The 20,822-nt window shown below is 31.4% G+C and carries 21 protein-coding genes; 5 read left to right on the top strand and 16 right to left on the bottom strand.

All coding sequences use genetic code 11. From position 1 onward, the window contains the following. Nucleotides 1–71 precede the first annotated feature (71 nt). From ACFSX9_RS09005 to ACFSX9_RS08990, 4 genes are all read right to left on the bottom strand, one after another. Nucleotides 72–2,273 carry a peptidase domain-containing ABC transporter gene (locus tag ACFSX9_RS09005; RefSeq protein ID WP_379807077.1) on the bottom strand — a complete coding sequence of 734 codons (2,202 nt, stop codon included), beginning with the start codon at nt 2,271–2,273 and terminating at the stop codon, nt 72–74. Nucleotides 2,274–2,417: 144 nt separating this feature from the next. After that, entirely contained in the window at nt 2,418–2,618 is a 201-nt protein-coding gene (locus ACFSX9_RS09000; RefSeq protein ID WP_379806805.1) for a hypothetical protein, read from the bottom strand. 98 nt (nt 2,619–2,716) lie between these two features. After that, nucleotides 2,717–2,896, bottom strand: coding sequence for a hypothetical protein (locus tag ACFSX9_RS08995; RefSeq protein ID WP_379806803.1), 180 nt, complete (start codon nt 2,894–2,896; stop codon nt 2,717–2,719). A gap of 78 nt (nt 2,897–2,974) precedes the next feature. Continuing rightward, nucleotides 2,975–4,528 carry a vitamin K epoxide reductase family protein gene (locus ACFSX9_RS08990; RefSeq protein WP_379806801.1) on the bottom strand — a complete coding sequence of 518 codons (1,554 nt, stop codon included), beginning with the start codon at nt 4,526–4,528 and terminating at the stop codon, nt 2,975–2,977. Nucleotides 4,529–4,784: 256 nt separating this feature from the next. Between ACFSX9_RS08990 and ACFSX9_RS08985 the strand changes: the two genes are divergently transcribed. Then, nucleotides 4,785–5,000 carry a hypothetical protein gene (locus tag ACFSX9_RS08985; protein ID WP_379806799.1) on the top strand — a complete coding sequence of 72 codons (216 nt, stop codon included), beginning with the start codon at nt 4,785–4,787 and terminating at the stop codon, nt 4,998–5,000. Nucleotides 5,001–5,013: 13 nt separating this feature from the next. On the opposite strand, the gene ACFSX9_RS08980 is transcribed toward ACFSX9_RS08985, so the two are convergent. Continuing rightward, nucleotides 5,014–6,723, bottom strand: a complete 1,710-nt coding sequence (locus tag ACFSX9_RS08980) for a helix-turn-helix domain-containing protein (protein WP_379806797.1) — start codon at nt 6,721–6,723, stop codon at nt 5,014–5,016. 177 nt (nt 6,724–6,900) lie between these two features. Between ACFSX9_RS08980 and ACFSX9_RS08975 the strand changes: the two genes are divergently transcribed. Further along, nucleotides 6,901–8,079, top strand: coding sequence for an acyl-CoA dehydrogenase family protein (locus ACFSX9_RS08975; protein WP_379806795.1), 1,179 nt, complete (start codon nt 6,901–6,903; stop codon nt 8,077–8,079). A gap of 180 nt (nt 8,080–8,259) precedes the next feature. Next, on the top strand, nt 8,260–9,159 hold the full coding sequence (locus tag ACFSX9_RS08970; protein ID WP_379806793.1) for a metallophosphoesterase: 900 nt from the start codon (nt 8,260–8,262) through the stop codon (nt 9,157–9,159). A 39-nt stretch (nt 9,160–9,198) separates the two neighbouring features. Here ACFSX9_RS08970 and ACFSX9_RS08965 read toward each other — a convergent pair whose 3' ends face one another. From ACFSX9_RS08965 to trmB, 9 genes are all read right to left on the bottom strand, one after another. Continuing rightward, nucleotides 9,199–9,531 carry a 2Fe-2S iron-sulfur cluster-binding family protein gene (locus ACFSX9_RS08965; protein WP_379806791.1) on the bottom strand — a complete coding sequence of 111 codons (333 nt, stop codon included), beginning with the start codon at nt 9,529–9,531 and terminating at the stop codon, nt 9,199–9,201. Then, the gene (locus ACFSX9_RS08960; RefSeq protein WP_379806789.1) at nt 9,531–9,995 is read right to left on the bottom strand and encodes a hypothetical protein; all 465 of its coding nucleotides are present in this window, start codon (nt 9,993–9,995) and stop codon (nt 9,531–9,533) included. The genes ACFSX9_RS08965 and ACFSX9_RS08960 overlap by 1 nt, the downstream gene beginning before the upstream one ends. Continuing rightward, a complete protein-coding gene (locus ACFSX9_RS08955; RefSeq protein WP_379806787.1) occupies nt 9,979–10,185 on the bottom strand; it encodes a hypothetical protein in 207 nt (68 codons plus the stop codon). Before ACFSX9_RS08955 ends, ACFSX9_RS08960 begins: the two co-directional genes overlap by 17 nt. Nucleotides 10,186–10,211: 26 nt before the next feature. Further along, the gene (locus ACFSX9_RS08950) at nt 10,212–11,270 is read right to left on the bottom strand and encodes an NAD(P)/FAD-dependent oxidoreductase (protein ID WP_379806785.1); all 1,059 of its coding nucleotides are present in this window, start codon (nt 11,268–11,270) and stop codon (nt 10,212–10,214) included. 117 nt (nt 11,271–11,387) lie between these two features. Further along, on the bottom strand, nt 11,388–11,627 hold the full coding sequence (locus tag ACFSX9_RS08945) for a NifU family protein (protein WP_379806783.1): 240 nt from the start codon (nt 11,625–11,627) through the stop codon (nt 11,388–11,390). Nucleotides 11,628–11,707: 80 nt separating this feature from the next. Beyond that, nucleotides 11,708–12,847 (bottom strand): Mrp/NBP35 family ATP-binding protein, encoded by a 1,140-nt coding sequence (locus ACFSX9_RS08940; RefSeq protein ID WP_379806781.1) that lies wholly within the window; start codon nt 12,845–12,847, stop codon nt 11,708–11,710. Between the two features lie 230 nt (nt 12,848–13,077). Further along, nucleotides 13,078–13,413, bottom strand: coding sequence for an MGMT family protein (locus ACFSX9_RS08935; protein ID WP_379806779.1), 336 nt, complete (start codon nt 13,411–13,413; stop codon nt 13,078–13,080). Next, nucleotides 13,410–14,042 (bottom strand): LysE family transporter, encoded by a 633-nt coding sequence (locus ACFSX9_RS08930; RefSeq protein ID WP_379806777.1) that lies wholly within the window; start codon nt 14,040–14,042, stop codon nt 13,410–13,412. Before ACFSX9_RS08930 ends, ACFSX9_RS08935 begins: the two co-directional genes overlap by 4 nt. A gap of 53 nt (nt 14,043–14,095) precedes the next feature. Beyond that, entirely contained in the window at nt 14,096–14,770 is a 675-nt protein-coding gene (trmB, locus tag ACFSX9_RS08925) for a tRNA (guanosine(46)-N7)-methyltransferase TrmB (protein WP_379806775.1), read from the bottom strand. 201 nt (nt 14,771–14,971) lie between these two features. On the opposite strand from trmB, the gene ACFSX9_RS08920 reads away from it, so the two are divergent. Then, on the top strand, nt 14,972–16,033 hold the full coding sequence (locus ACFSX9_RS08920; protein ID WP_379806773.1) for a glycosyltransferase family protein: 1,062 nt from the start codon (nt 14,972–14,974) through the stop codon (nt 16,031–16,033). Here the strand turns inward: ACFSX9_RS08920 and ACFSX9_RS08915 are convergent. Both ACFSX9_RS08915 and ACFSX9_RS08910 read right to left on the bottom strand, forming a co-directional pair. Beyond that, nucleotides 16,007–17,050: a sensor histidine kinase gene (locus ACFSX9_RS08915; protein ID WP_379806771.1), complete on the bottom strand. Its 1,044-nt coding sequence runs from the start codon at nt 17,048–17,050 to the stop codon at nt 16,007–16,009. The genes ACFSX9_RS08920 and ACFSX9_RS08915 overlap by 27 nt on opposite strands. Beyond that, nucleotides 17,050–17,736, bottom strand: coding sequence for a response regulator transcription factor (locus tag ACFSX9_RS08910; protein WP_379807075.1), 687 nt, complete (start codon nt 17,734–17,736; stop codon nt 17,050–17,052). The genes ACFSX9_RS08915 and ACFSX9_RS08910 overlap by 1 nt, the downstream gene beginning before the upstream one ends. A gap of 180 nt (nt 17,737–17,916) precedes the next feature. Between ACFSX9_RS08910 and ACFSX9_RS08905 the strand changes: the two genes are divergently transcribed. Next, a complete protein-coding gene (locus ACFSX9_RS08905; RefSeq protein ID WP_379806769.1) occupies nt 17,917–20,688 on the top strand; it encodes a TonB-dependent receptor in 2,772 nt (923 codons plus the stop codon). Nucleotides 20,689–20,822: the final 134 nt, after the last annotated feature.

The raw sequence follows: 20,822 nt of genomic DNA, 5'->3' as shown, positions 1-20,822 counted from the left end.
TTTTCACTACAGATTGCACAGCTTTATTTTAAATTCTGAAATCAAAAATAATTACTCTTCAATCATCAATCTTATGTTCCTAATTGCAATTGATTCTTCACTAATTTAAAATAGCTTCCTTTTAAAGCGACTAATTCTTCATGGGTTCCTAGTTCAATAATTTTCCCTTTTTCCAAGACTACAATTTGATCTGCATTCATTACCGTACTTAAACGATGTGCAATGACAACAACGGTTTTGTTTTTGAAAAAGATATCTAGTTTTTCCATGATTTCTTTTTCATTATTAGCATCTAATGCACTAGTTGCTTCATCAAAAAACAACATTTCTGGGTTTTTGTAAACAGCTCTTGCTATTAGTAAACGTTGTTTTTGTCCTGTACTCATTCCAACGCCTTCTGAACCAATTTTTGTATTATATCGCAACGGATAATCTTCGATAAATTCTTTAATATTAGCAACGTCAGCAGCATATTGTAATCTGTCTTTGTCAATAATATCTTCACCAATAGCAATATTATTAGCAATTGTATCATTAAAAATAAAGCCTTCTTGCATAACTGAACCAATATGATTTCGCCATGCTTTCTGAGTAATATTATTTAATGCCGTTTTATTTAAGATTATTTCACCTTTAATAGGTTCGTAAAACTTCAGCAATAGCTTCATTAATGTTGTTTTTCCACTGCCACTTGTTCCTACAATAGCAGTAATTTTGTTTGCCGGAATAACTAAATTCAAATCTTCTAGAACATGAATATCCGAACCAATATAACGAAACGATAAATCTTTAATTATTATTTCCGCATCTTTTGGAATTTCTTTAGTTTTATCAGCATCGTGCTGGGTTTCATCTTCTTTATCGTGGATTTCAGATAAACGCGCTAACGATATTTTAGCATCTTGTAATTCGCGAATAAAACCTATTAATTGAACAATTGGTCCATTTAGATTTCCAACAATACTGGTGATTGCCATCATCATCCCTAAAGTAATTTGACCGTCAATTACTAATTTTGCCGATAAAAATATAATAATTATATTTTTTAATTCATTGATAAAGTTACTTCCAATGCTTTGCGTTTGTTCTAAAACTAAACTCTTCATAGAAACTTTAAATAATCTTGCCTGAATATATTCCCAGCCCCAGCGCTTTTGTTTTTCAGCGTTGTGTAGTTTTATTTCCTGCATTCCATTAATCAGTTCAATGACTTTACTTTGCTCTTGACTTACTTCTGAAAATCGTTTGTAGTCTAATTTTTCTCTTCTTTTGAGGAATAAAGTTACCCAAAGGAAGTATAAAAAACTACCTATAAAGAAAACTACAAAAATGGCTAAATTATAGTAAGCTAAAACTCCTCCCATAATTATCATGTTGATAAAAGAGAACAAGACACTCAGTGAAGATGTGGTTAAGATTCTTTCAATTCGATGATGATCATTGATGCGTTGCATGATATCACCTGTCATTCGAACATCAAAATAAGAAATGGGTAAATTCATTAATTTTATGAAGAAATCAGAAATTAACGATATATTTATTCGTGTTGAAAGGTGTAAAATTATCCAACTTCGAATTAATTCTAAAGCTGTTTTTCCGAAGAATAAAAATAATTGTGCAATTAAAACAAGATATACAAAGTGAATGTTTTGATTCTGAATACCGACATCGACAACACTTTGGGTTAAAAACGGAACAATTAGTTGCAATAAACTTCCTGCAAAAAGACCAATAATTAACTGAACTATAAAAGACTTATAGCGCAACACATATTTTGACAACATGCCAAAGCCTAAAGTTTTCTTATCCTTTTTGTCATCGTCTTCCTTCTCGTAAAAATTTGGTGTTGGCTCTAATAAAAGCGTAATTCCTTCTTTTGTGGTTTCATCCGCATTATTACCAATCCAAAATTTTATAAATTCTCGTTGATTGTATTCTAACAAACCATGAGCTGGATCTGAGACGTAATACTTGTCTTTTTTAATTTTATATAGAACTACATAATGATTTTTATTCCAATGTAAAATACAAGGAAGTGGCGCTTCCTTTAAATCATTAACGCATAATTTAACTCCTAAAGATCTAAAACCTATACTTTCCGCAGCATCACTTAAAGTCAATAAATTACTTCCTTCACGTGTTGTTTCTGACAACTCCCGCAAGCTTTGAATATTTAAAACTCTACCGTAATGTTTAGCTACAATCTTTAAACATGTAGGCCCGCAATCTTTGGATTCAGTTTGGGTGTAATGTGGGAATTTATTTACCAAGATATAATTTTAATCAAATTTATACTTTTTATATTTAAGAATGAAAAACTGCCTAAATAAATAGGCAGTTAAATTATTTAGCATTTCTCATAATTGGAAATTTAATTAACAACTATTGCAAATAACTAAAATATAAAATAAAATCTTCTAAAAAATAGGGTCAAATACTTCCATAACTTCACATAAATGACCTGGAGCACCTATTGGCCAGCACACATTACGAGAACAACATTGACCGTTTGGACAATTAGAACCATCATTACAACGGAGTCTTCCACCGCTTACTGACTTTTGCTCATTTTTAGATAATTCTTGCGCTCCTGTTAAATTTAAGATTGATTTTTTCATAATAATAAATATAAAAATTGGTTAATTTTTCTCAAGCATTTTAAGTCAACTGAGAAATTTGACTTTTAAGGCAACTAAAAATCAGGTAGTTTAAAATTTTAACCTGGGAAGTCTTCAAGAAGTTGTCTACATGGCGCTTGAGCACAATGCAAACCATATTCTTTGCATGTTCCTGTTCTAAAATTATAACCACAATCAAACTTTCCTCCTTGAACACTTTTTTGCTCATTTTTAGTTAATTCTTGAGCACCCTTTAAATTTAAAATTGACTTTTTCATAATATAAAATTTGATAATTGATTTATCTCAAGCATTTTAAGTCAATTGAGAACTTTGACTATCGTTGCAACAATATTTTTAAACCAAAACTAGTGGTTTCGTTTCTTCTTCGATTTCTGATATAAAATATTTCATTTCTTCAATATTATATTGCTCAGGTAACTCCTTACCATTGATCATTTTTACAGGAGTGTAATTAAAATCATTTTGCTGACACCAATTATATTGAGATTGTAGATTTTCTATAACTTCAGCATCAATATTTATCTGTTCCCATTTAAACATCCAATCCGCCAAATTCAATTTCTTAATATGCCAGTCGGATAGAGCTTCAACAGCTTCTTTTTGATTTTTAAAATTGATTTGCATTATAGATTTTGCAACATCTAAATAAATATTGTTCTTATTTTCCGGATTGAGGTTAAAAAATATAGCTAATTTTATTTTATTAGGACTTGAATTGTATAAAGCTAAGGCCTGTTCAAAAGCAGTATGACAATGACCGCAGCTTGGGCTTAAAGCTATAGAAAGTGTAACTGGATTTCCATGACTTCCAATCTCAATAGTAGAAAATTTAGTGGATGTTCTTGCCACATTTAAAGGCTTTTGTAGCATCTCAAATACTTTGTAATTCCGCTTAAATCTTTTTAATTCTTTATTACTTTTTTCTAAAAAAATATTTTTTCCTAAATAATCTCTAATAAAAAACCAAAGTGCAACTGTTAAAACTGTCGCTATAAGCAAACTACTAATGTTGTTTTTAAATTCAAATCCAGTCTTAATAAGCAATACTGCTTGAAGCACTAACAAAAGTGATACAGCCAAACATAAAAAGCACCATTTTTGTAGTTTTACTTTCTGCAACCACACGGAATAAATCACTAGCGGTATTGCTAGAAGACTAACTATATTTAAAATCAAATAAGAAGATGTATCAATCAACATTGCAACTATAGCTATACTAAAAAATAAAATCGGTAAGTCCGAAAAGTCTAACCAATTATTGATTTTTGTTTGCGCTGATTTAATTACCGAATCACAGGAAGTATTTTCATTAAAAGAACATAATTTAGAAACACTTTCTGTCCCTTGATTTAATTTTTCTATAATAATAAATATACTTGTTACAAATCCAAGAAGATATAAGAAAAAGCTAATCGTTGCATCAAACGAAAAAACATTCCATTGCTTTACTAAAAACATGCCTAATACCGCAATGGTCAAATAAACAATCTTATTAAAGGAAGACTTTGGTCTAACTTTGTTGTTTTCATTGTTAGGCTCAATAGCTATAACAACACCATTCCACAAATCCTTGAATTCATCAATAGGAAAGTACTTTTTATTTTTACCTTCAAAGGTTACCCCAACTTTATCTGTTAAATTTTCTATCAAAGCAATATCGTTCCCTTTATCACCATTGCTAACATATGCTAAAAAACACCTAGGTAATTCGTCTAACTGGTCTTTGGGTACGTTCGCCGCGACATTCTCTATGTAAAGAAGGCTAAATGTATCGGTTAATGCAAACAAACTAGGGAAATTTGGATGCGACTCATAACAATCGTCAAACTCCACTTGCAAATTTGACAACTCGTGTTTTAATAAAAATTGATGAAGTATGGAATTCATATCTATTAATTGATTTTGATTTTTACTCCAACAAATTTGGGATAAATTTGAGCCTAAAAAAGAAAACACATTAACGATTTATAAATTATAGCACTAACAATTTATAAATTATCAACACCTAAACACACTTCAAGTAATTAAAAAACAAATAGTTACATAAATTTAATTAAATTAGATTTTGAATGTTAATTAATGAAAGAAATTGAGGTTATTATTCCTTAAATTTGATTTGTCCGCAAAATTAAAAACAAGATTTATGAAAAAAAACAGATCATCACTTGAAAACTTTGTTAAAGATTCATTAACAAAAGTTGAGAAAAGAAATACAATAGGTAGTGCGCCAGAGAAAGATAAGCCTAAACCGCCATTTACACAAGGTAATCCACTTGGAAGTAGCACAAATGGAGATGGAAAAATGGATGAAAGCATCCCTTCACCACCGCTTCAAGAAGAGAAAACAAAGATGCCATAAATCGAAAGTCGAACTACAAATCTAATTTCTTAATAAACTGAGCAGGCGAAACACCTGCTCTTTTTTTGAATGATTTTGTAAAGGAAATTGCATTTTTAAAACCTACACTTTCTGCGATTGCTTGTGTAGAGTATTTTCTATACGTAGGATTATTAATTAATTCGTCAATAACATAATTGATTTTTAACTCATTAGCATATTCACTAAAAGACTTATTAAAATTAGTATTAACGATATGAGATAAATAAGTAGTGTTTGTCTTTATTTTTTTCGCAACATTTTGCTGATTAAAGTCCTGACTTAAATAATACTTTTTCTCTTCCAATACACTTAATTTCTCTAAGATTTCTAATTCTTTTTGCTTATCTATGGTGATTGGCTGCGAGTTACTAGCTATATTTTGAGGGTTATGTTCAATTAATTTTCTATTGTTAGAGGCAACTATAAGTCTATCTATTGTATTGTTAATTTTCCTTTTCTCTTTTCTTATTTTTAGAATATAAAGCACTAAAATAACTATTACTAATCCCGTAAAAATTTTAACCAACAACTCGACCATTAAATCTCTTTCATTTTTACTTTTAATCTTTAGAATCTCCAATTTAGCTTCTTGATTTTCTTTACTAAAATTAATCTTTGATGCTTCGTTGTTTAAATTTTTTTGATTTATCTGATATTCTTTTAAAAAAACATCAGAATGAAAAGTCGCTTTGTCATGGTCTTTTAGCTTGTCATAGATAATAGACTGATTATAATTTGATTGTATATATTGAAGCTTGTTTTTAACAGGATCTGCTAAATATATAGAATCTACTTTTTTGAAATATAAAAGTGACTTGTAATACTCTTCTTTAACATAGTATAAATCTCCCAAATCATAAATTAAACTCAAAAAATTAGCTTCTAAATTATTTTCTTTAACAATTCCTAAAGTACTTAGATATCTTCTTTCAGCTTCATCCAAATCACCTTTAAAATAAGAAAAATTTGCTAAACTAATATTTGCTGAAATCTTATTTAATAATGAACCTTCCGAATAATATAATGTCTTCTCAAAATAATATTTAGAAGAGTCTAATAAGTGCTTATTTTGTCTATTGACTAAATAATATTTTTCGTAATAAGTACCAATGTTAAGATTAATATTACTCTTGTTACTGTAGTACTGTTGAAGTGTGTACTTTTTCTTTATCAAATCTGTCATTATATCTGACTGTTTTGATATTGAGATTGCTAAATCATATTTACCAATCTCATTATAGATTAACGAAATATTATTATTGAACTTTATTTCTTGAACTTTATCTCCGATTGAAATTGATAATTTCTTTCCATCATTAAAAAAATTAATTGCGTCACTAAATTTATTTCGCTTCCAATTAATTAACCCTACATAATTATATAATAGCGACTCAATTCTGATTTTCTCTTTTGAGTGACTACTTTCATTTATTAACTTGAAAGCTAACTTAGAGTTTTCATCACATAAAGCAACATCTCCTTTTAATTGATATAAATATGCTTTTATTCCTTTTGCAAAGGCCAAATGTTCTTTTTTTGATGAAACTTCTATTTTATTAGCATAAAAAAAAGAACTGTCAATAGAACAATTAATATTTAATCTTGATTTATCCTCCAGCTGTTTAAATTCCGCGTCATTTAAATACTTTGTGTTTTGTGAAAACAAACTAGTTGCTACTAATAAAAAAAATAAAAACTTCATCTGAAAAGTATAATTTATCAATTACAAATATAAAGAAAGCATATTCGTTTTAATTGTTATATTCAAATATTTAAAATATAACATTCGTTCATCAAAATGTTAAATTTCTTTACGTAAATTTGCACACGTTTTATCCATTAATATAGATATTTTTCAATAACACAATATACAAAAGATATGAAACCAGACTTATTTCAAGCGCCAGATTATTATTTATTAGATGACTTATTATCTGAAGAACATAAATTAGTACGTGATGCTGCGCGTGCGTGGGTTAAAAAAGAAGTAACACCAATTATTGAAGATTACGCTCAAAGAGCCGAATTTCCAAAACAAATTGTAAAAGGTTTAGGTGAAATTGGTGGTTTTGGCCCTTATATTCCTGTGGAATATGGTGGTGCTGGATTAGACCAAATTTCATATGGTTTAATTATGCAAGAAATTGAAAGAGGAGATTCAGGCGTTCGTTCTACGTCTTCTGTGCAATCTTCATTAGTAATGTTTCCAATTTGGAAATATGGAAACGAAGAGCAACGTATGAAATATCTTCCAAAATTAGCTACTGGCGAATTCATCGGATGTTTTGGATTAACAGAACCAGACCACGGATCTAATCCGGCTGGAATGACTACCAACTTTAAAGATATGGGCGATCATTATCTTTTAAATGGGGCGAAAATGTGGATTTCAAATGCACCTTTCGCTGATATTGCAGTTGTATGGGCAAAAAATGAAGAAGGAAGAATTCACGGATTAATCGTGGAAAGAGGAATGGAAGGATTTACAACTCCTGAAACACATAACAAATGGTCATTAAGAGCTTCTGCAACTGGAGAGCTTATTTTTGACAATGTGAAAGTACCAAAAGAAAACTTATTACCAAATAAATCAGGATTAGGAGCGCCACTTGGTTGTTTAGATTCTGCACGTTACGGAATTGCTTGGGGTGCAATTGGCGCTGCAATGGATTGTTATGATACAGCTTTGAGATATTCAAAAGAACGTATTCAGTTTGACAAACCAATTGGAGCAACACAATTGCAACAAAAGAAATTAGCTGAAATGATTACTGAAATCACTAAAGCGCAATTATTAACTTGGAGATTAGGTGTTTTAAAAGAAGAAGGAAGAGCGACTACAGCGCAGATTTCGATGGCAAAACGTAACAATGTTGATATGGCTTTAACGATTGCTCGTGATGCACGTCAGATGTTAGGTGGAATGGGAATTACTGGTGAATATTCAATTATGAGACACATGATGAATTTAGAATCAGTAGTTACTTATGAAGGAACACACGACATTCACTTATTAATTACAGGAATGGATGTTACTGGTTTTCCAGCGTTTAAATAAAATTTCAAGAGAAAATACGAAATTCCAAAATGTGGGATTTTACAATTAAATGTTCAAAATGCTTCTCATTCATGGGAAGCATTTTTTTTATAATTAACCTCTTGATTATTATAAAAAAGACTAATTTTGACTTGATTCCTTATTGATATTTGGAATTTTAAAAATTGAATTTACAAATTTATGTCATCACAAGATAGATTAACGAAAGCTTACAAAGAAGCTAAACGAATAGGTTTTGACAACACCTCAAAATTTATCTTGTTTAGTGATGTTCATCGTGGTGATAGCAGTTTTGCAGATGATTTTGCTAACAATCGAAACATATATTACCACGCATTACAACATTATTTCAAAGAAGGTTATACTTATATTGAATTAGGAGATGGCGACGAATTATGGGAAAATATTTTCTTTAAAGATATTTTTGAAGTCAACAAAAATGTGTATTTATTAATGCAAAAATTCTTTGTTGAGAACAGATTGCATTTAATTTTCGGTAATCATGATTTTGTTTACAAAAATCCAGATAATGTAAAAAAACTATTGTCTGAATATTTTGAACCGAGAGAAGGTAAAAAATTACCGCTTTTTCCAAACATTACATTTTCTGAAGGTATAATTTTGGAATACAGCAACAATGATAACCAAGAGATATTTTTAACACACGGCCATCAGGCTGATTTTATGAATTATGTAGGATGGAAATTCAATCGGTTTTTAGTACGTGTTCTTTGGAAGCCGCTTCAAGTTTGGGGAATAAAAGACCCAACGAGCCCCGCTAAAAATTATGTGGAATTGATCAAGGTTGAAAGAAGAATAAAAAAATGGATAGCCGATAACAGTAATAAAATTACAATCACGGGACACACACATCGGCCTAGATTTCCAGGCCCAAGTGAAAATATTTTAAACTATTTTAATAGTGGAAGTTGTGTTCATCCGAGAAGCATCACTGGAATTGAAGTTGCTGTAGGAACTATTTCCTTAATAAAATGGTTTATTGACACAAAAGAAGATGGAACACTTCAAATAGTAAAAGAAGTTTTAGAAGGTCCAGCTCGTTTAGAAGATTATAAGTAGTAATATAGATGCTGAAATTAATCCAGCATGATAAAATCACTATTGTTCTGGTGCGATTTCTAGTTCTAAACCTTGTAGCTCTTCAGTTAGATGGATTTGACAACCAAGTTTCGAATTATCCTTAACGTGATAAGCTTCGCAAAGCATTGCGTCTTCATCTGGATTTCTTTCTAATGAGATTACATCATTTAAAATATAACATTGGCATGAAGCACACATTGCCATTCCGCCACAAACTCCAATGGTTCCTTCTTCGGCTAATTCATAAGCACGAATTAACTCCATCACATTCATGTTCATATCCGTTGGTGCCTGAACTTCATGTTTTACTCCGTTTCTGTCGGTAATGTAAATTGTTACGTCTTTTGACATTATTCTAAATTTTTATTAATTTTTTTAAGCTGCTCAATATCTGCCAAATCTTTATATCTTCCAGATGCTAATTTGTTTTTTAATAAATCATCATAACTAACATAAGGTATTTTAAAATCTAAAACCGTAAGATATTTACAATTTAAAATGCTTTCCTCAAAAATCAATCCATCTACGTGTGTTAAAACTTCAATTTTTGTTGGTTCAGCACCTATGCTCCAAACGTCAAACTTATCATTTACGAATTCCTCAACTGGAAATATTGGTGCACCAAAATCATTATAAACTTGAACTAATTTCTTATAATTATCTTGCGTTTTATCAACCCACAAATCTAAATCACCCGTACTTCTCACGTAGCCATTTAGAATGACCGCATAACCTCCGACCAAAAGATATTTGACTTCATGTTTATCTAGAAGTTGTAAGAATTCGAGAAAATCATAATTAAATAGATGCGGCATTTTTTCTGGAAGCGATTAACGTTCTGTTTACTTTTGTTTTTTCTGAGGTTCCAAAAATAGAATTAATAATAAAACAAGCACTATTTAGTCGCACTAATGCAGATTTATCTTTATAAAAAGTAACATGGTCATCAGCTTCTTTAAAACTTGACTTAGAAACAACATTTCTTATCATTTTAAACTGTTCCATAATTTACTTTTTTCAAATTTAATAAATTAATCAATAGATTTTACAACTGCTTTTTCTGCTTCTTTTCTTGTTCCGTCAAAACCATCAATTCCTGAAACTGTCGTGTATTTCAACACATAACGTTTTCCTGGATTCAATCGGTTATAAATACTTTGACACATTAATGTAGCTTCGTGGAATCCACATAAAATTAACTTCAATTTCCCTGGGTAAATATTTACGTCTCCAATAGCATAAATCCCTTCAATATTGGTTTGATAATCTAAAGCATTATTTACTTTAATCGCATTTTTTTCAATCTCTAATCCCCAATTTGCAATGGGTCCTAATTTTGGCGTTAATCCAAAAAGCGGAATGAAATAATCTGTTGGCACATTCATACGCGCTCCGTTTATTTCAATATCTAACGATTCAATTCTTTCACTTCCTTTAAAACCAATAACTTCTGCAGGTGTAATTAATTTTACTTTACCAGCATTTTTTAGTTCTTGCACTTTTTCAACAGAATCTAAAGCACCTCTAAATTCATTTCTTCTATGTACTAAAGTCACAGATTCAGCAACATTAGCTAAGAAAATACTCCAATCTAAAGCAGAGTCACCTCCACCGGCGATAACAATATTTTTTCCTCTATATTTTTCTGGATCTTTTACAAAGTAGTCTACTCCTCTATCTTCTTTTTCGTAGAATTCGATGTCTTTCAGCAGTGGTTTTCTAGGTTCGAAAGTACCTAAACCTCCAGCTATCGCGATTGCTTTTGCTTGATGTTTTGTTCCTTCTTTTGTGGTTACAATAAAAGTTCCGTCTTCTAGCTTTTCAATAGTTTCAGCGGTTTCGCCCAAAGTAAATCCAGGTTGAAATTGCTTAATTTGTTCCATTAAATTAGTAACCAAATCACCTGCCATAACAGAAGGATAACCTGGAATATCGAAGATTGGTTTTTTAGGATATAATTCGGCTAATTGTCCTCCGGGTTGAGGCAAAGCGTCAATAATATGGCATTTTAATTGTAGTAATCCGGCTTCAAAAACAGTGAAAAGTCCTGTTGGACCCGCACCAATAATTAGAATATCTGTTTGAATCATAATCTGATTTCGTTTAATCGTGTAAAATTAACTATTTAGAAAATAGCTATTCGTTACTTTAGTTACACAGGCACAAAATTGGTGATTTCAAAAACAGCATTACATGATAATAATCAGTTATGCAATATTTTCTACTGTTTCAATTTGCGGAACGTATTTTTTAATCGTTGTTTCCACTCCTGCTTTCATTGTACTGATACTTAAACTACAATTTGTACAAGCGCCTTCTAAACGAACCTTTACGTGTTTGCCTTCAATAATGTCTATCAAGGTAATATCGCCACCATCTGAATTCAAAAAAGGACGAATTTCTTGTAGTGCTTTTTCAACATTCTCTCTAATTTCTATTGTAGTCATAGTTATAATATGTCAATTTTCAATATGTCAATGTGTCGGTTTTACTTACTTTAAGCATCGACACATTGCATAATTGATTCTTATTTTTTCACAGCAGAACAACCCGCCATTGTAGTTATTTTAATTGCTTCTGTTGGAGGCAAAGTTTCGTTGCGATTCACAGTTTCCCGTACTACATTCCTTGTGATTTCTTCGAAAACAGTTTCTAAAACTGAACCTGTTTGCAAAGCCGCTGGACGACCATAATCTCCTGCTTCACGAATACTCTGTACTAATGGAACTTCTCCAAGTAATGGCACTTGTAAATCTATTGCTAAGTTTTTAGCACCTTCTTTACCAAAGATATAATATTTATTATCAGGAAGCTCTTCTGGTGTAAAATACGCCATATTCTCAATGATTCCCAATACTGGAACTTGAATAGCGTCTGACAAAAACATTGAAACTCCTTTTTTAGCATCGGCTAAAGCAACAGCTTGCGGTGTACTAACAACGACAGCTCCCGTAATTGGCAACGATTGCATAATTGATAAGTGAATATCGCCTGTTCCTGGAGGCAAATCGATTAATAAAAAATCTAATTCTCCCCAGTTTGCATCAAAAATCATTTGGTTTAACGCTTTTGCCGCCATTGGTCCTCTCCAAATAACCGCTTGATCAGGTTTTGTAAAAAATCCTATAGAAAGAATTTCAACTCCGTAACTAGTAACAGGTTGCATTTTTGATTTTCCGTCAACTTCAACTGAAGTAGGTTTTGCTTGTTCTACATCAAACATAATTGGCATCGAAGGTCCGTAGATATCAGCATCTAAAACACCAACTTTAAATCCCATTTTTGATAATGTAACGGCTAAGTTAGCTGTAATCGTAGATTTTCCTACTCCACCTTTACCTGAAGCAACCGCAATAATATTTGAAATACCAGGGATTGATTTTCCTTTAATTAAATTTGGATTCTCCGGTTTTTCTGGAGCTTCAACTTTAATATTTACTTTAACTTTTGCTTTTTCGTATACTTTTTCGTGAATCGTTTTGATAATATCAACCTCAGCACGTTTTTTAATATGTAATGCCGGAGTTGTCAAAAGTAAATCGACAACAACTTCATCGCCAAAAGTGATTACGTTTTGAACTGCACCACTTTCAACCATATTTTTTCCTTCACCCGCTACCGTAATTGTTTCTAAAGCAGCAAGAATATCTTTTCTTTCTAATTTCATCTCACTAAGAGTTTATTTGTTTATTTTCAACGAAACGCTTTTGAAATCAGCATTTCATTTACTTGTTTGAAAAAGTTATTTGTATAAAGTTCAAAATCAATTGCTTTTATTTAAACTTAATATGGATTACAAAGGTAGTGAGAAGTTTATACGTTTAAAAGTATAAAGCTTTAAAGTTTTCTTATAATTAGATAGTCATAATTTATTTAAGCAATAGGATAGCATTACGCTTAAAAAACAGGTTCCCAGAAATGTTTATCAAAATCTATTATTTGATTATCAATTACTTTTATACCTTCATTTTCGAGCAATTGTTGCATTAAATTCGTGCCATCAAAATGATGTTTACCCGAAAGTAATCCTTTTCTATTTACAACTCGGTGTGCAGGAACATCTTCTAAAGTGTGAGAAGCGTTCATTGCCCAGCCAACCATTCGGGCAGAGCGAGCAGTTCCTAAAGCTTTTGCAATTGCTCCATAAGAAGTTACTTTTCCTTCAGGAATTTGTCGAACAATTGCATAAACGCGTTCGAAAAAATTTTCGTTATCTGGTTTTACAGTTTTCAAGAGGCAAAATACATCTTATACAAAGAAGAAATAGCTACAATTCCAGTTAAAAAGGCAATTAAGAAGTTGATGTTTTTAACAATGAAAGTTAACTTATGCTCGATTAGCTTGAAGAATCTCGCATATAAATAAAACACAAAATAAGTTCCGGCTGCCGCAGAAAGTGAGAACAGCAAAATCGAAAGCATATCATAATTAAATAAATCCTTTGAAGACATCATTAAAGTTGTCAACGCATACCACGGAATAGCAAACATATTGAAAGCTGACAAGGCCATTCCATAAAAGAAGCGATTTCTTTTTTCTTCAATTTTCACTTCTACCTCTTTTTTCTTTTTGGAATTTAATCCCATTATAAAGAAAGCAATTGTTAATGCGATGAAAATAAACGTTCCTATTTGCTTCAAACCTTCACTAAAAGCTGGATTCGCATCTAAAAATTTAGCGAAATAAGTTCCTAGAAAACTTTGTATAAAAACCACTACAACAGCTCCTAGAGCAAAGTTTAAGGCTTGTTTTTGATTTTCATTAATACTTATTTTCGCAATCGTCATATTCAACATTCCGGGGATAATAATACCACCAATGGAAATGATCAATCCTAAAAAAATAGCTAATATAAATGTCATAAATTGATTTTTATCAAAATTAGAAAACTTAAATCACTTGAAAGTAACATCTATTACTTAATTCTAAATTGAATATAAGTAATGGCTTTGTTTACTTCTAAATATTGGTTTTCATAAAATGTTTGAATTCCCGTTACTTCTGCCGGAGACCCTTCGTTTTTATAAATGTTGTGGTTTGCATAAATAACTTCGTGTCCTTCGCCGTGCAGCAAGCCTAAAGTGTAACCGTGCATAAATTCAGAATCCGTTTTCAAATGCATCAAACCATCTTGTTTTAATACTTTTTTATAGTTTTGTAAGAACTCAGAATTCGTCATTCTGTGTTTTGTACGTTTATATTTAATTTGAGGATCAGGGAAAGTAATCCAAATTTCTGACACTTCATTTTCTGCAAAAATATGGTTGATTAATTCAATTTGCGTTCTAATAAATGCCACGTTATTCATACCCGTATCCACAGCCGTTTTAGCACCACGCCAAAATCTTGCTCCTTTTACATCAATACCTATAAAGTTTTTATCTGGGTTTAATTGAGCCAACCCAACAGAATATTCACCTTTTCCACAACCTAATTCTAAAACGATTGGGTTGTCATTTTTAAAGAAATCACTATTCCATTTTCCTTTTAATGGAAAACTATCTGCAACTACTTCCTCTCTTGTTGGTTGAAAAACGTTTACAAATGTTTCGTTTTCCTCGAATCTCTTTAATTTATTTTTACTTCCCACTTTTGAATTATTTTTGGCAAAATTAAGGAATTATAAAGGAACTCAAATTATTTTTGCAAAACATCGTAAAAAATTCGCTTTTGTTTTTAAATAAATTCCAAATGTTTAGCACGAAGTGGAGGTGGAAGTATAATTTTTATATCTTTGGTAACAGTATTTTATTTCACATCGGGTTATTGATTTCGATATAAAAACAAAATTTTGAATACCAAAAAAAAGATATTAATTGCTCCTTTAAATTGGGGATTGGGTCATGCAACGCGTTGTATTCCTATTATTAAAGCTTTGGAGCAACATAATTATACCCCAATAATTGCTTCGGATGGCGATTCCTTGTCTTTTCTTCAAAAAGAATTTCCACATTTGACTGCTCTAGATTTACCATCCTATAATGTAGTTTATTCTGAAAGCAGAAGAACTTTCAAATGGAAAATGGCTGCTCAAATTCCGAAAATCATAAAAGCCATACAAAAAGAAAAAATAGCAATTCAAAAAATTATCGAAGATTATCAAATTGATGGAATAATTTCTGACAATCGATTAGGCATTTACTCTAAAAATATTCCTTCGGTATTTATAACGCATCAATTAAATGTGCTTTCTGGGACTACCTCTTGGATAACAACTAAAGTACATTCTAGATATATCGCAAAATTCAATCAATGTTGGATTCCTGATTTTGAAAACTTCCAAACGCTTTCGGGCATTTTAGGCCATTTGAAAAAACCATTAAAAAACTGTCTTTATATTGGACCTTTAAGTAGATTTGAGAAAAAATCACTACCAATTCGATATGACTTGATGGTGATTTTGTCAGGACCGGAACCACAGCGCACTTTATTAGAAGAAAAATTAAGTGTAGAATTAAAAAAATATAAAGGGCAAATTATATTTATCAAAGGAATAGTAGAAGTTTCACAAAAAACCAAAAAAGAGGACAACATCACATTCTACAACTTTATGAATTCGGAAGCACTAGAAATTGCTTTTAATGAGAGTAACGCCGTTTTATGTCGCTCTGGATATACCACAATTATGGACTTGGCGAAATTAAATAAAAAAGCGTTTTTTATTCCTACGCCAGGGCAATACGAACAGGAGTACTTAGCTAAAAAATATAAAATGGAAGGTGTTGCGCCAAGATGCAAACAAGAAAATTTTAAATATACGGATTTAAATAAAATTCAACTTTATAGAGGATTTGATATCCCTGCTGTTGATCAAAATTGGGAACAATTATTCAGTCTTTTCCAAAGTAAATGAAAATTCGGAACCGACTCCAAATTGACTTTCTACATATATTTTTTCGTTGTGTCCTTCAATGATATGTTTCACGATTGCTAAGCCTAATCCAGAACCGCCTTCGCTTCTAGCACCACTTTTATCGACTCTGTAAAATCGCTCAAAAAGCCTTCCGATGTATTGTTTTTTGATTCCTTCGCCATTATCAGTTACTCGAACAATTAGACGGTCGTTTACTAAATCTTCGATTCCTACTTCGGTTGTTCCGCCTTCGTTTCCGTATTTTATCGAATTTACAACCAAATTTGTAACCACTTGTTGAATTTTTTCTTGATCGGCTAAAACCCAAATTGGCTTCGCATATTTTGCATCGAAACTAAGTGTAATTTTCTTTTTAGAAGCTTTCATTTCGAGTAAATCGAATACATTTTGAACTACCTCAACAATGTCAAATCTAGAAACTTCAAGATGAATATCACCCGTTTCTAATTTGGTAATCATATCTAAATCTTTTACAATGTAGATTAAGCGTTCGACACCTTTATCAGCACGTTGCAAGTATTTTTTTCGAATGGTTTTATCTTCCATTGCACCATCAAGTAAGGTTAACAAATAGCCTTGAACGGTAAATAACGGTGTTTTTAATTCGTGTGAAATGTTCCCAAGAAATTCTCTACGGTATTCTTCTCGAATCTTTAAAGTTTCAATTTCAAGTTTTTTATCGCGGGCAAACTTCTGAACTTCTTTAGTAAGCGTTTCCATATCCGTAGTAATCGGCTGATTTCTAAAAGAAGTGTTTTCTAATAAAGAAACATCATCGTATATTTTCTTTACCCTTTTATAAATGAAGGTTTCGACGCGATATTGGATTAAAAAAAACGAAAAAAGTGCCAAACAAAATGCAAATCCAAAAACAAAAATCAAATGAAGTGGTGCTATAAAAAAATGATACAACAAAAACACGCCTAAAAAAAAGAGTGTAATGTATGCTGAAGATTTAAAAGCAAACTTATATGACTTTTTGAAATTTAATTCCATTAAAACTCAATTTTATATCCTACTCCTTTTATAGTTTTAAAAAAATCATCGCCAATTTTTTCTCTTAATTTTCTGATGTGAACGTCGATTGTTCGTCCGCCAACTACAACTTCATTTCCCCAAACGCGGTCTAAAATTTCTTCACGAGTGAAAACTTTTCCTGGTTTTGTTGCTAACAAATAGAACAATTCAAATTCTTTTTTAGGCAAAACCATTATTTCGCCGCCTTTATTGATTTTGTATTCTTCTCGGTTGATTTCAATATTCCCGACAATTAAAGTGCTAGAAGAAACCGCATCATCCGATTTTAATCTTCTTAATAAAGATTTTACTTTGCTAACTAATACTTTAGGCTTGATGGGTTTTGCAATATAATCATCGGCTCCAGCATCAAAACCAGCAACTTGCGAATAATCTTCAGAACGAGCGGTTAAAAATGTGATAATTGTATCTTGTAATTCCGGCATTCTTCTGATGGTTTCACAAGCTTCAATTCCGTCCATTTCCGGCATCATTACATCCATAATAATTAATTGTGGAAGCTCTTTTTTAGCTTTGAAAATTGCTTCTTTACCATTTGAAGCGGTAATTACCTGATATCCTTCTTGTGTTAAATTATAGCCTACAATTTCTAAGATATCTTGCTCATCATCAACCAATAAGATCTTAATGTCTTTTTTCTTCATCATACAATTATGTTGTGTTTCAGAATGTAAAGGTAGAGATAAAATGTGCTCATTATAGGAGTTTACAATTATTTAATCTCTTAACATTAACCTAACGTAATGCCAACCAATCCATAATCGGTTAATAACTTTCGTGTAATACAACATAGGTTACTTTGCATAAAAATTAACAACACAAAAATGAAACTACGGTTATTATTCGCTCTCTTATTTAGCACATTTGCATTTGCTCAAACTGCAACGCTTACTGGCGTCATCTTAGACAAAGAAATGTTTAACGATCCATTGCCTTTTGCTAACGTAATGATTAAAGGAACTAAAACAGGAACAACTACTAATGAAAATGGTAAATATGTTTTAACCCTAAAACCTGGAAATTATACTTTATTGGTTGGCTATTTAGGATATGATACCAAAGAAATTCCCTTCACGCTGAAAGCTAACGAAAAGAAAGTCATCAACCATACTTTAGAATCTAATGGAATTCAGTTGGATGATGTTGTGATAACTCATATTGTATCGAAAGAAAAAGAAAGTGCTTTACTGCAAGAACAACTAAAAGCTGTTGAAATCAAACAAAGTATCGGTGCACAAGAATTATCTCGAAAAGGAATTAGCAACGTAGAATCGGGGTTAACCAAAGTAAGTGGAATTACCAAAGTAGAATCAAGAGGTCTTTTCATTAGAGGTTTAGAAGATCGCTACAACAATTTATTGATTAATAATTTAGCCGTTCCTTCTAATAGTCCGTTTAAAAAAATTATTTCTTTGGAATTATTCCCAACAGATATTGTAGGTTTTATGGATGTTTTTAAAACATTTAATCCAAATTTATATGGCGATTTTGCTGGAGCTACAATTGACATTAACACTACACAACCAACCGAAAGTTTTACTAAAATCAGTTACGGTGTTGGTTATGTTTCCAACAATAATATGCACGATCTCCTAATTTCGGCTGATGCTGATAATACTAAAAGCTTCTTCGGATTTGGCGGACAAGAAAGACAACTTCCTTCTGGATTTGGCAAAACTCCAAATGGTCAAATCAACAACGATTTCGAATCTTCTTGGAATGTAACCAAAACAAAAGCACCTTTAAATACAAGTTTTGGAGTCACACACGCCAATAAATTTGATGTTGGAAAGAAATCGTATAAAATGTATTATTTCATCTCAGCTAATTTTGACAACAAATATCAATTTAGAGAAGGAATAGAACGCACTTTTCAAACTGGTCAAGGAATTTACGACAATAATTTCAAGAAATCACAATATAAATTTGGCACACAAGCTTCGGGATTATTCGCTTTGCATTTTAAATCTGATCGTTTAAAAATAACTACAAATTCGTTATTTATTAAAGCTACGGAAAATCAAATTCAAGATCAAGTTGGTTATACAAGAAGCCAAGTTCAAAATCCAAATGAGCTAATTCGGTTGAATCAATACGATGAATCGAACTATTTTGCCAATCAAATTCAATCGGAATATAAACTTACTAAAGCTGGAAATCATTTGTTGAAAGGCGGAATATCATACACAAGAACAAACTTCAATCAGCCGGATAGAAAATTCATCAACGGAACAAAAGTAAATGAAGATGAAATTGAAGTGCGTTTTGGAAGTAATAATTTTATCCGTCAATTTTTAGATGTTGAAAATAACTTCCACGTTTCGGGTTTACTAGAATACAATTATAAATTTGGTAAAGAAGAAGAAAAACAAAACAAACTATCGCTTGGCTACAATGGTTATTCCGAATATATGAAGACGAATTATCGCTTTATTTCGGGTTTACCCAATTCGAGTAATTTACCTTCAAGCATTGTAAATTTGAATGCTATTGATGGATTTATTCAATCGGCAATTGCTAATAACGAGATTTCATTTAGAGAAGAAACTGGTGGAGAATACAAAACCAAAATCTTTAATCGTGTCGATGGTTTTTATGGAAATATTACATACAACATTACGCCAAAATTAGAATTAAATGCAGGTGTAAGAGCCGAAAATACATTAAGAGATTTAAAATACCGAACGATTAGTGATCCAATTGGTTCATCGTACAAAAAAGTTGAAACGAATGAATTGGACATTTTACCTTCTTTAAATTTCAAATATGCAGTAAGTGATACTAAAAACATCCGATTTGCTACAAGTAGAACGATAACGCGTCCGGTTTTGTTTGAATCTTTACCAATTACTTATATCAATGCCGATGGAACTTCGGAAAAAGGAAATGCGTTGCTATCAAATAGCACTAATAATAATTTGGATATAAAATTCGAAGTTTTCCCTACAAAAGATGAATTATTTGCGGTTACTGCTTTTGGAAAATACATTGAAAATCCAATTGAGCGTTCGTTTGATAACTTTGGAGGAGGAAGTGGTCAACAAATATCTTATTACAACAACAAATCAGCTACACTTTTAGGCGTTGAATTTGAAACAATTATTCAATTGAGTCGCTTACATAATGATTTAAAAGGAGTTTCTTTTGGTTTCAACACTTCTATTATGCATACCGAAGCTACTGCCGAAAAGAATAGAATTGGTGGTGCTTATTTTGATACTTTTGAAAAACGTCAATTGCAAGGTGCATCGAATTGGTTGGTTAATGCCGATTTAAAATACGACTTCAAATTCAGTGAAAAGTGGACTAACACTGCTACTTTAGTTTATGGCGTTTATGGCGAAAGAATTTATGCTGTAGGAATTGCAGGATTAGATCACATTTATGAAAAACCATTTCACAAGTTAGATTTCATTTGGACACAAAATATTGATAAAGCGTGGGATGTGAAACTTTCAGTGGATAATATTTTAAATCCGTATTATGAAAGAGCTATTGGAAAGGAAAGTATTCTTCCAATTCAAGAAAATGACTTGACTGTTCAAAGTTACACACGAGGCACTGGATTCTCCTTAGGAGCTTCCTATAAATTTTAAGAAAAGAGCGACATCAAGTCGCTCTTTTTGTTTACACTAACTAAACCTTTTACTTACGTTATTATGACCTTTTCGTAAGCATAATATAACATACTCAAAACGCACACACAACATTCAAATTCTAAGTTTGTATC

The sequence above is a fragment of the Flavobacterium ardleyense genome (assembly GCF_042686085.1).
In the GTDB taxonomy this organism is placed as follows: Bacteria; Bacteroidota; Bacteroidia; order Flavobacteriales; family Flavobacteriaceae; genus Flavobacterium; species Flavobacterium ardleyense.
This window is presented reverse-complemented; position numbering and strand designations above follow the sequence as displayed.

What these genes read in the sequence shown, in the direction of transcription:
- ACFSX9_RS09000 (WP_379806805.1), bottom strand. Translation starts at nt 2,618, where the DNA reads ATGAAAAAATCAATCTTAAATTTAACAGGAGCGCAAGAATTATCTAAA.
- ACFSX9_RS08995 (WP_379806803.1), bottom strand. Translation starts at nt 2,896, where the DNA reads ATGAAAAAGTCAATTTTAAATTTAAAGGGTGCTCAAGAATTAACTAAA.
- ACFSX9_RS08990 (WP_379806801.1), bottom strand. Translation starts at nt 4,528, where the DNA reads ATGAATTCCATACTTCATCAATTTTTATTAAAACACGAGTTGTCAAAT.
- ACFSX9_RS08985 (WP_379806799.1), top strand. Translation starts at nt 4,785, where the DNA reads ATGAAAAAAAACAGATCATCACTTGAAAACTTTGTTAAAGATTCATTA.
- ACFSX9_RS08980 (WP_379806797.1), bottom strand. Translation starts at nt 6,723, where the DNA reads ATGAAGTTTTTATTTTTTTTATTAGTAGCAACTAGTTTGTTTTCACAA.
- ACFSX9_RS08975 (WP_379806795.1), top strand. Translation starts at nt 6,901, where the DNA reads ATGAAACCAGACTTATTTCAAGCGCCAGATTATTATTTATTAGATGAC.
- ACFSX9_RS08970 (WP_379806793.1), top strand. Translation starts at nt 8,260, where the DNA reads ATGTCATCACAAGATAGATTAACGAAAGCTTACAAAGAAGCTAAACGA.
- ACFSX9_RS08965 (WP_379806791.1), bottom strand. Translation starts at nt 9,531, where the DNA reads ATGTCAAAAGACGTAACAATTTACATTACCGACAGAAACGGAGTAAAA.
- ACFSX9_RS08960 (WP_379806789.1), bottom strand. Translation starts at nt 9,995, where the DNA reads ATGCCGCATCTATTTAATTATGATTTTCTCGAATTCTTACAACTTCTA.
- ACFSX9_RS08955 (WP_379806787.1), bottom strand. Translation starts at nt 10,185, where the DNA reads ATGGAACAGTTTAAAATGATAAGAAATGTTGTTTCTAAGTCAAGTTTT.
- ACFSX9_RS08950 (WP_379806785.1), bottom strand. Translation starts at nt 11,270, where the DNA reads ATGATTCAAACAGATATTCTAATTATTGGTGCGGGTCCAACAGGACTT.
- ACFSX9_RS08945 (WP_379806783.1), bottom strand. Translation starts at nt 11,627, where the DNA reads ATGACTACAATAGAAATTAGAGAGAATGTTGAAAAAGCACTACAAGAA.
- ACFSX9_RS08940 (WP_379806781.1), bottom strand. Translation starts at nt 12,847, where the DNA reads ATGAAATTAGAAAGAAAAGATATTCTTGCTGCTTTAGAAACAATTACG.
- ACFSX9_RS08930 (WP_379806777.1), bottom strand. Translation starts at nt 14,042, where the DNA reads ATGACATTTATATTAGCTATTTTTTTAGGATTGATCATTTCCATTGGT.
- ACFSX9_RS08915 (WP_379806771.1), bottom strand. Translation starts at nt 17,050, where the DNA reads ATGGAATTAAATTTCAAAAAGTCATATAAGTTTGCTTTTAAATCTTCA.
- ACFSX9_RS08910 (WP_379807075.1), bottom strand. Translation starts at nt 17,736, where the DNA reads ATGAAGAAAAAAGACATTAAGATCTTATTGGTTGATGATGAGCAAGAT.
- ACFSX9_RS08905 (WP_379806769.1), top strand. Translation starts at nt 17,917, where the DNA reads ATGAAACTACGGTTATTATTCGCTCTCTTATTTAGCACATTTGCATTT.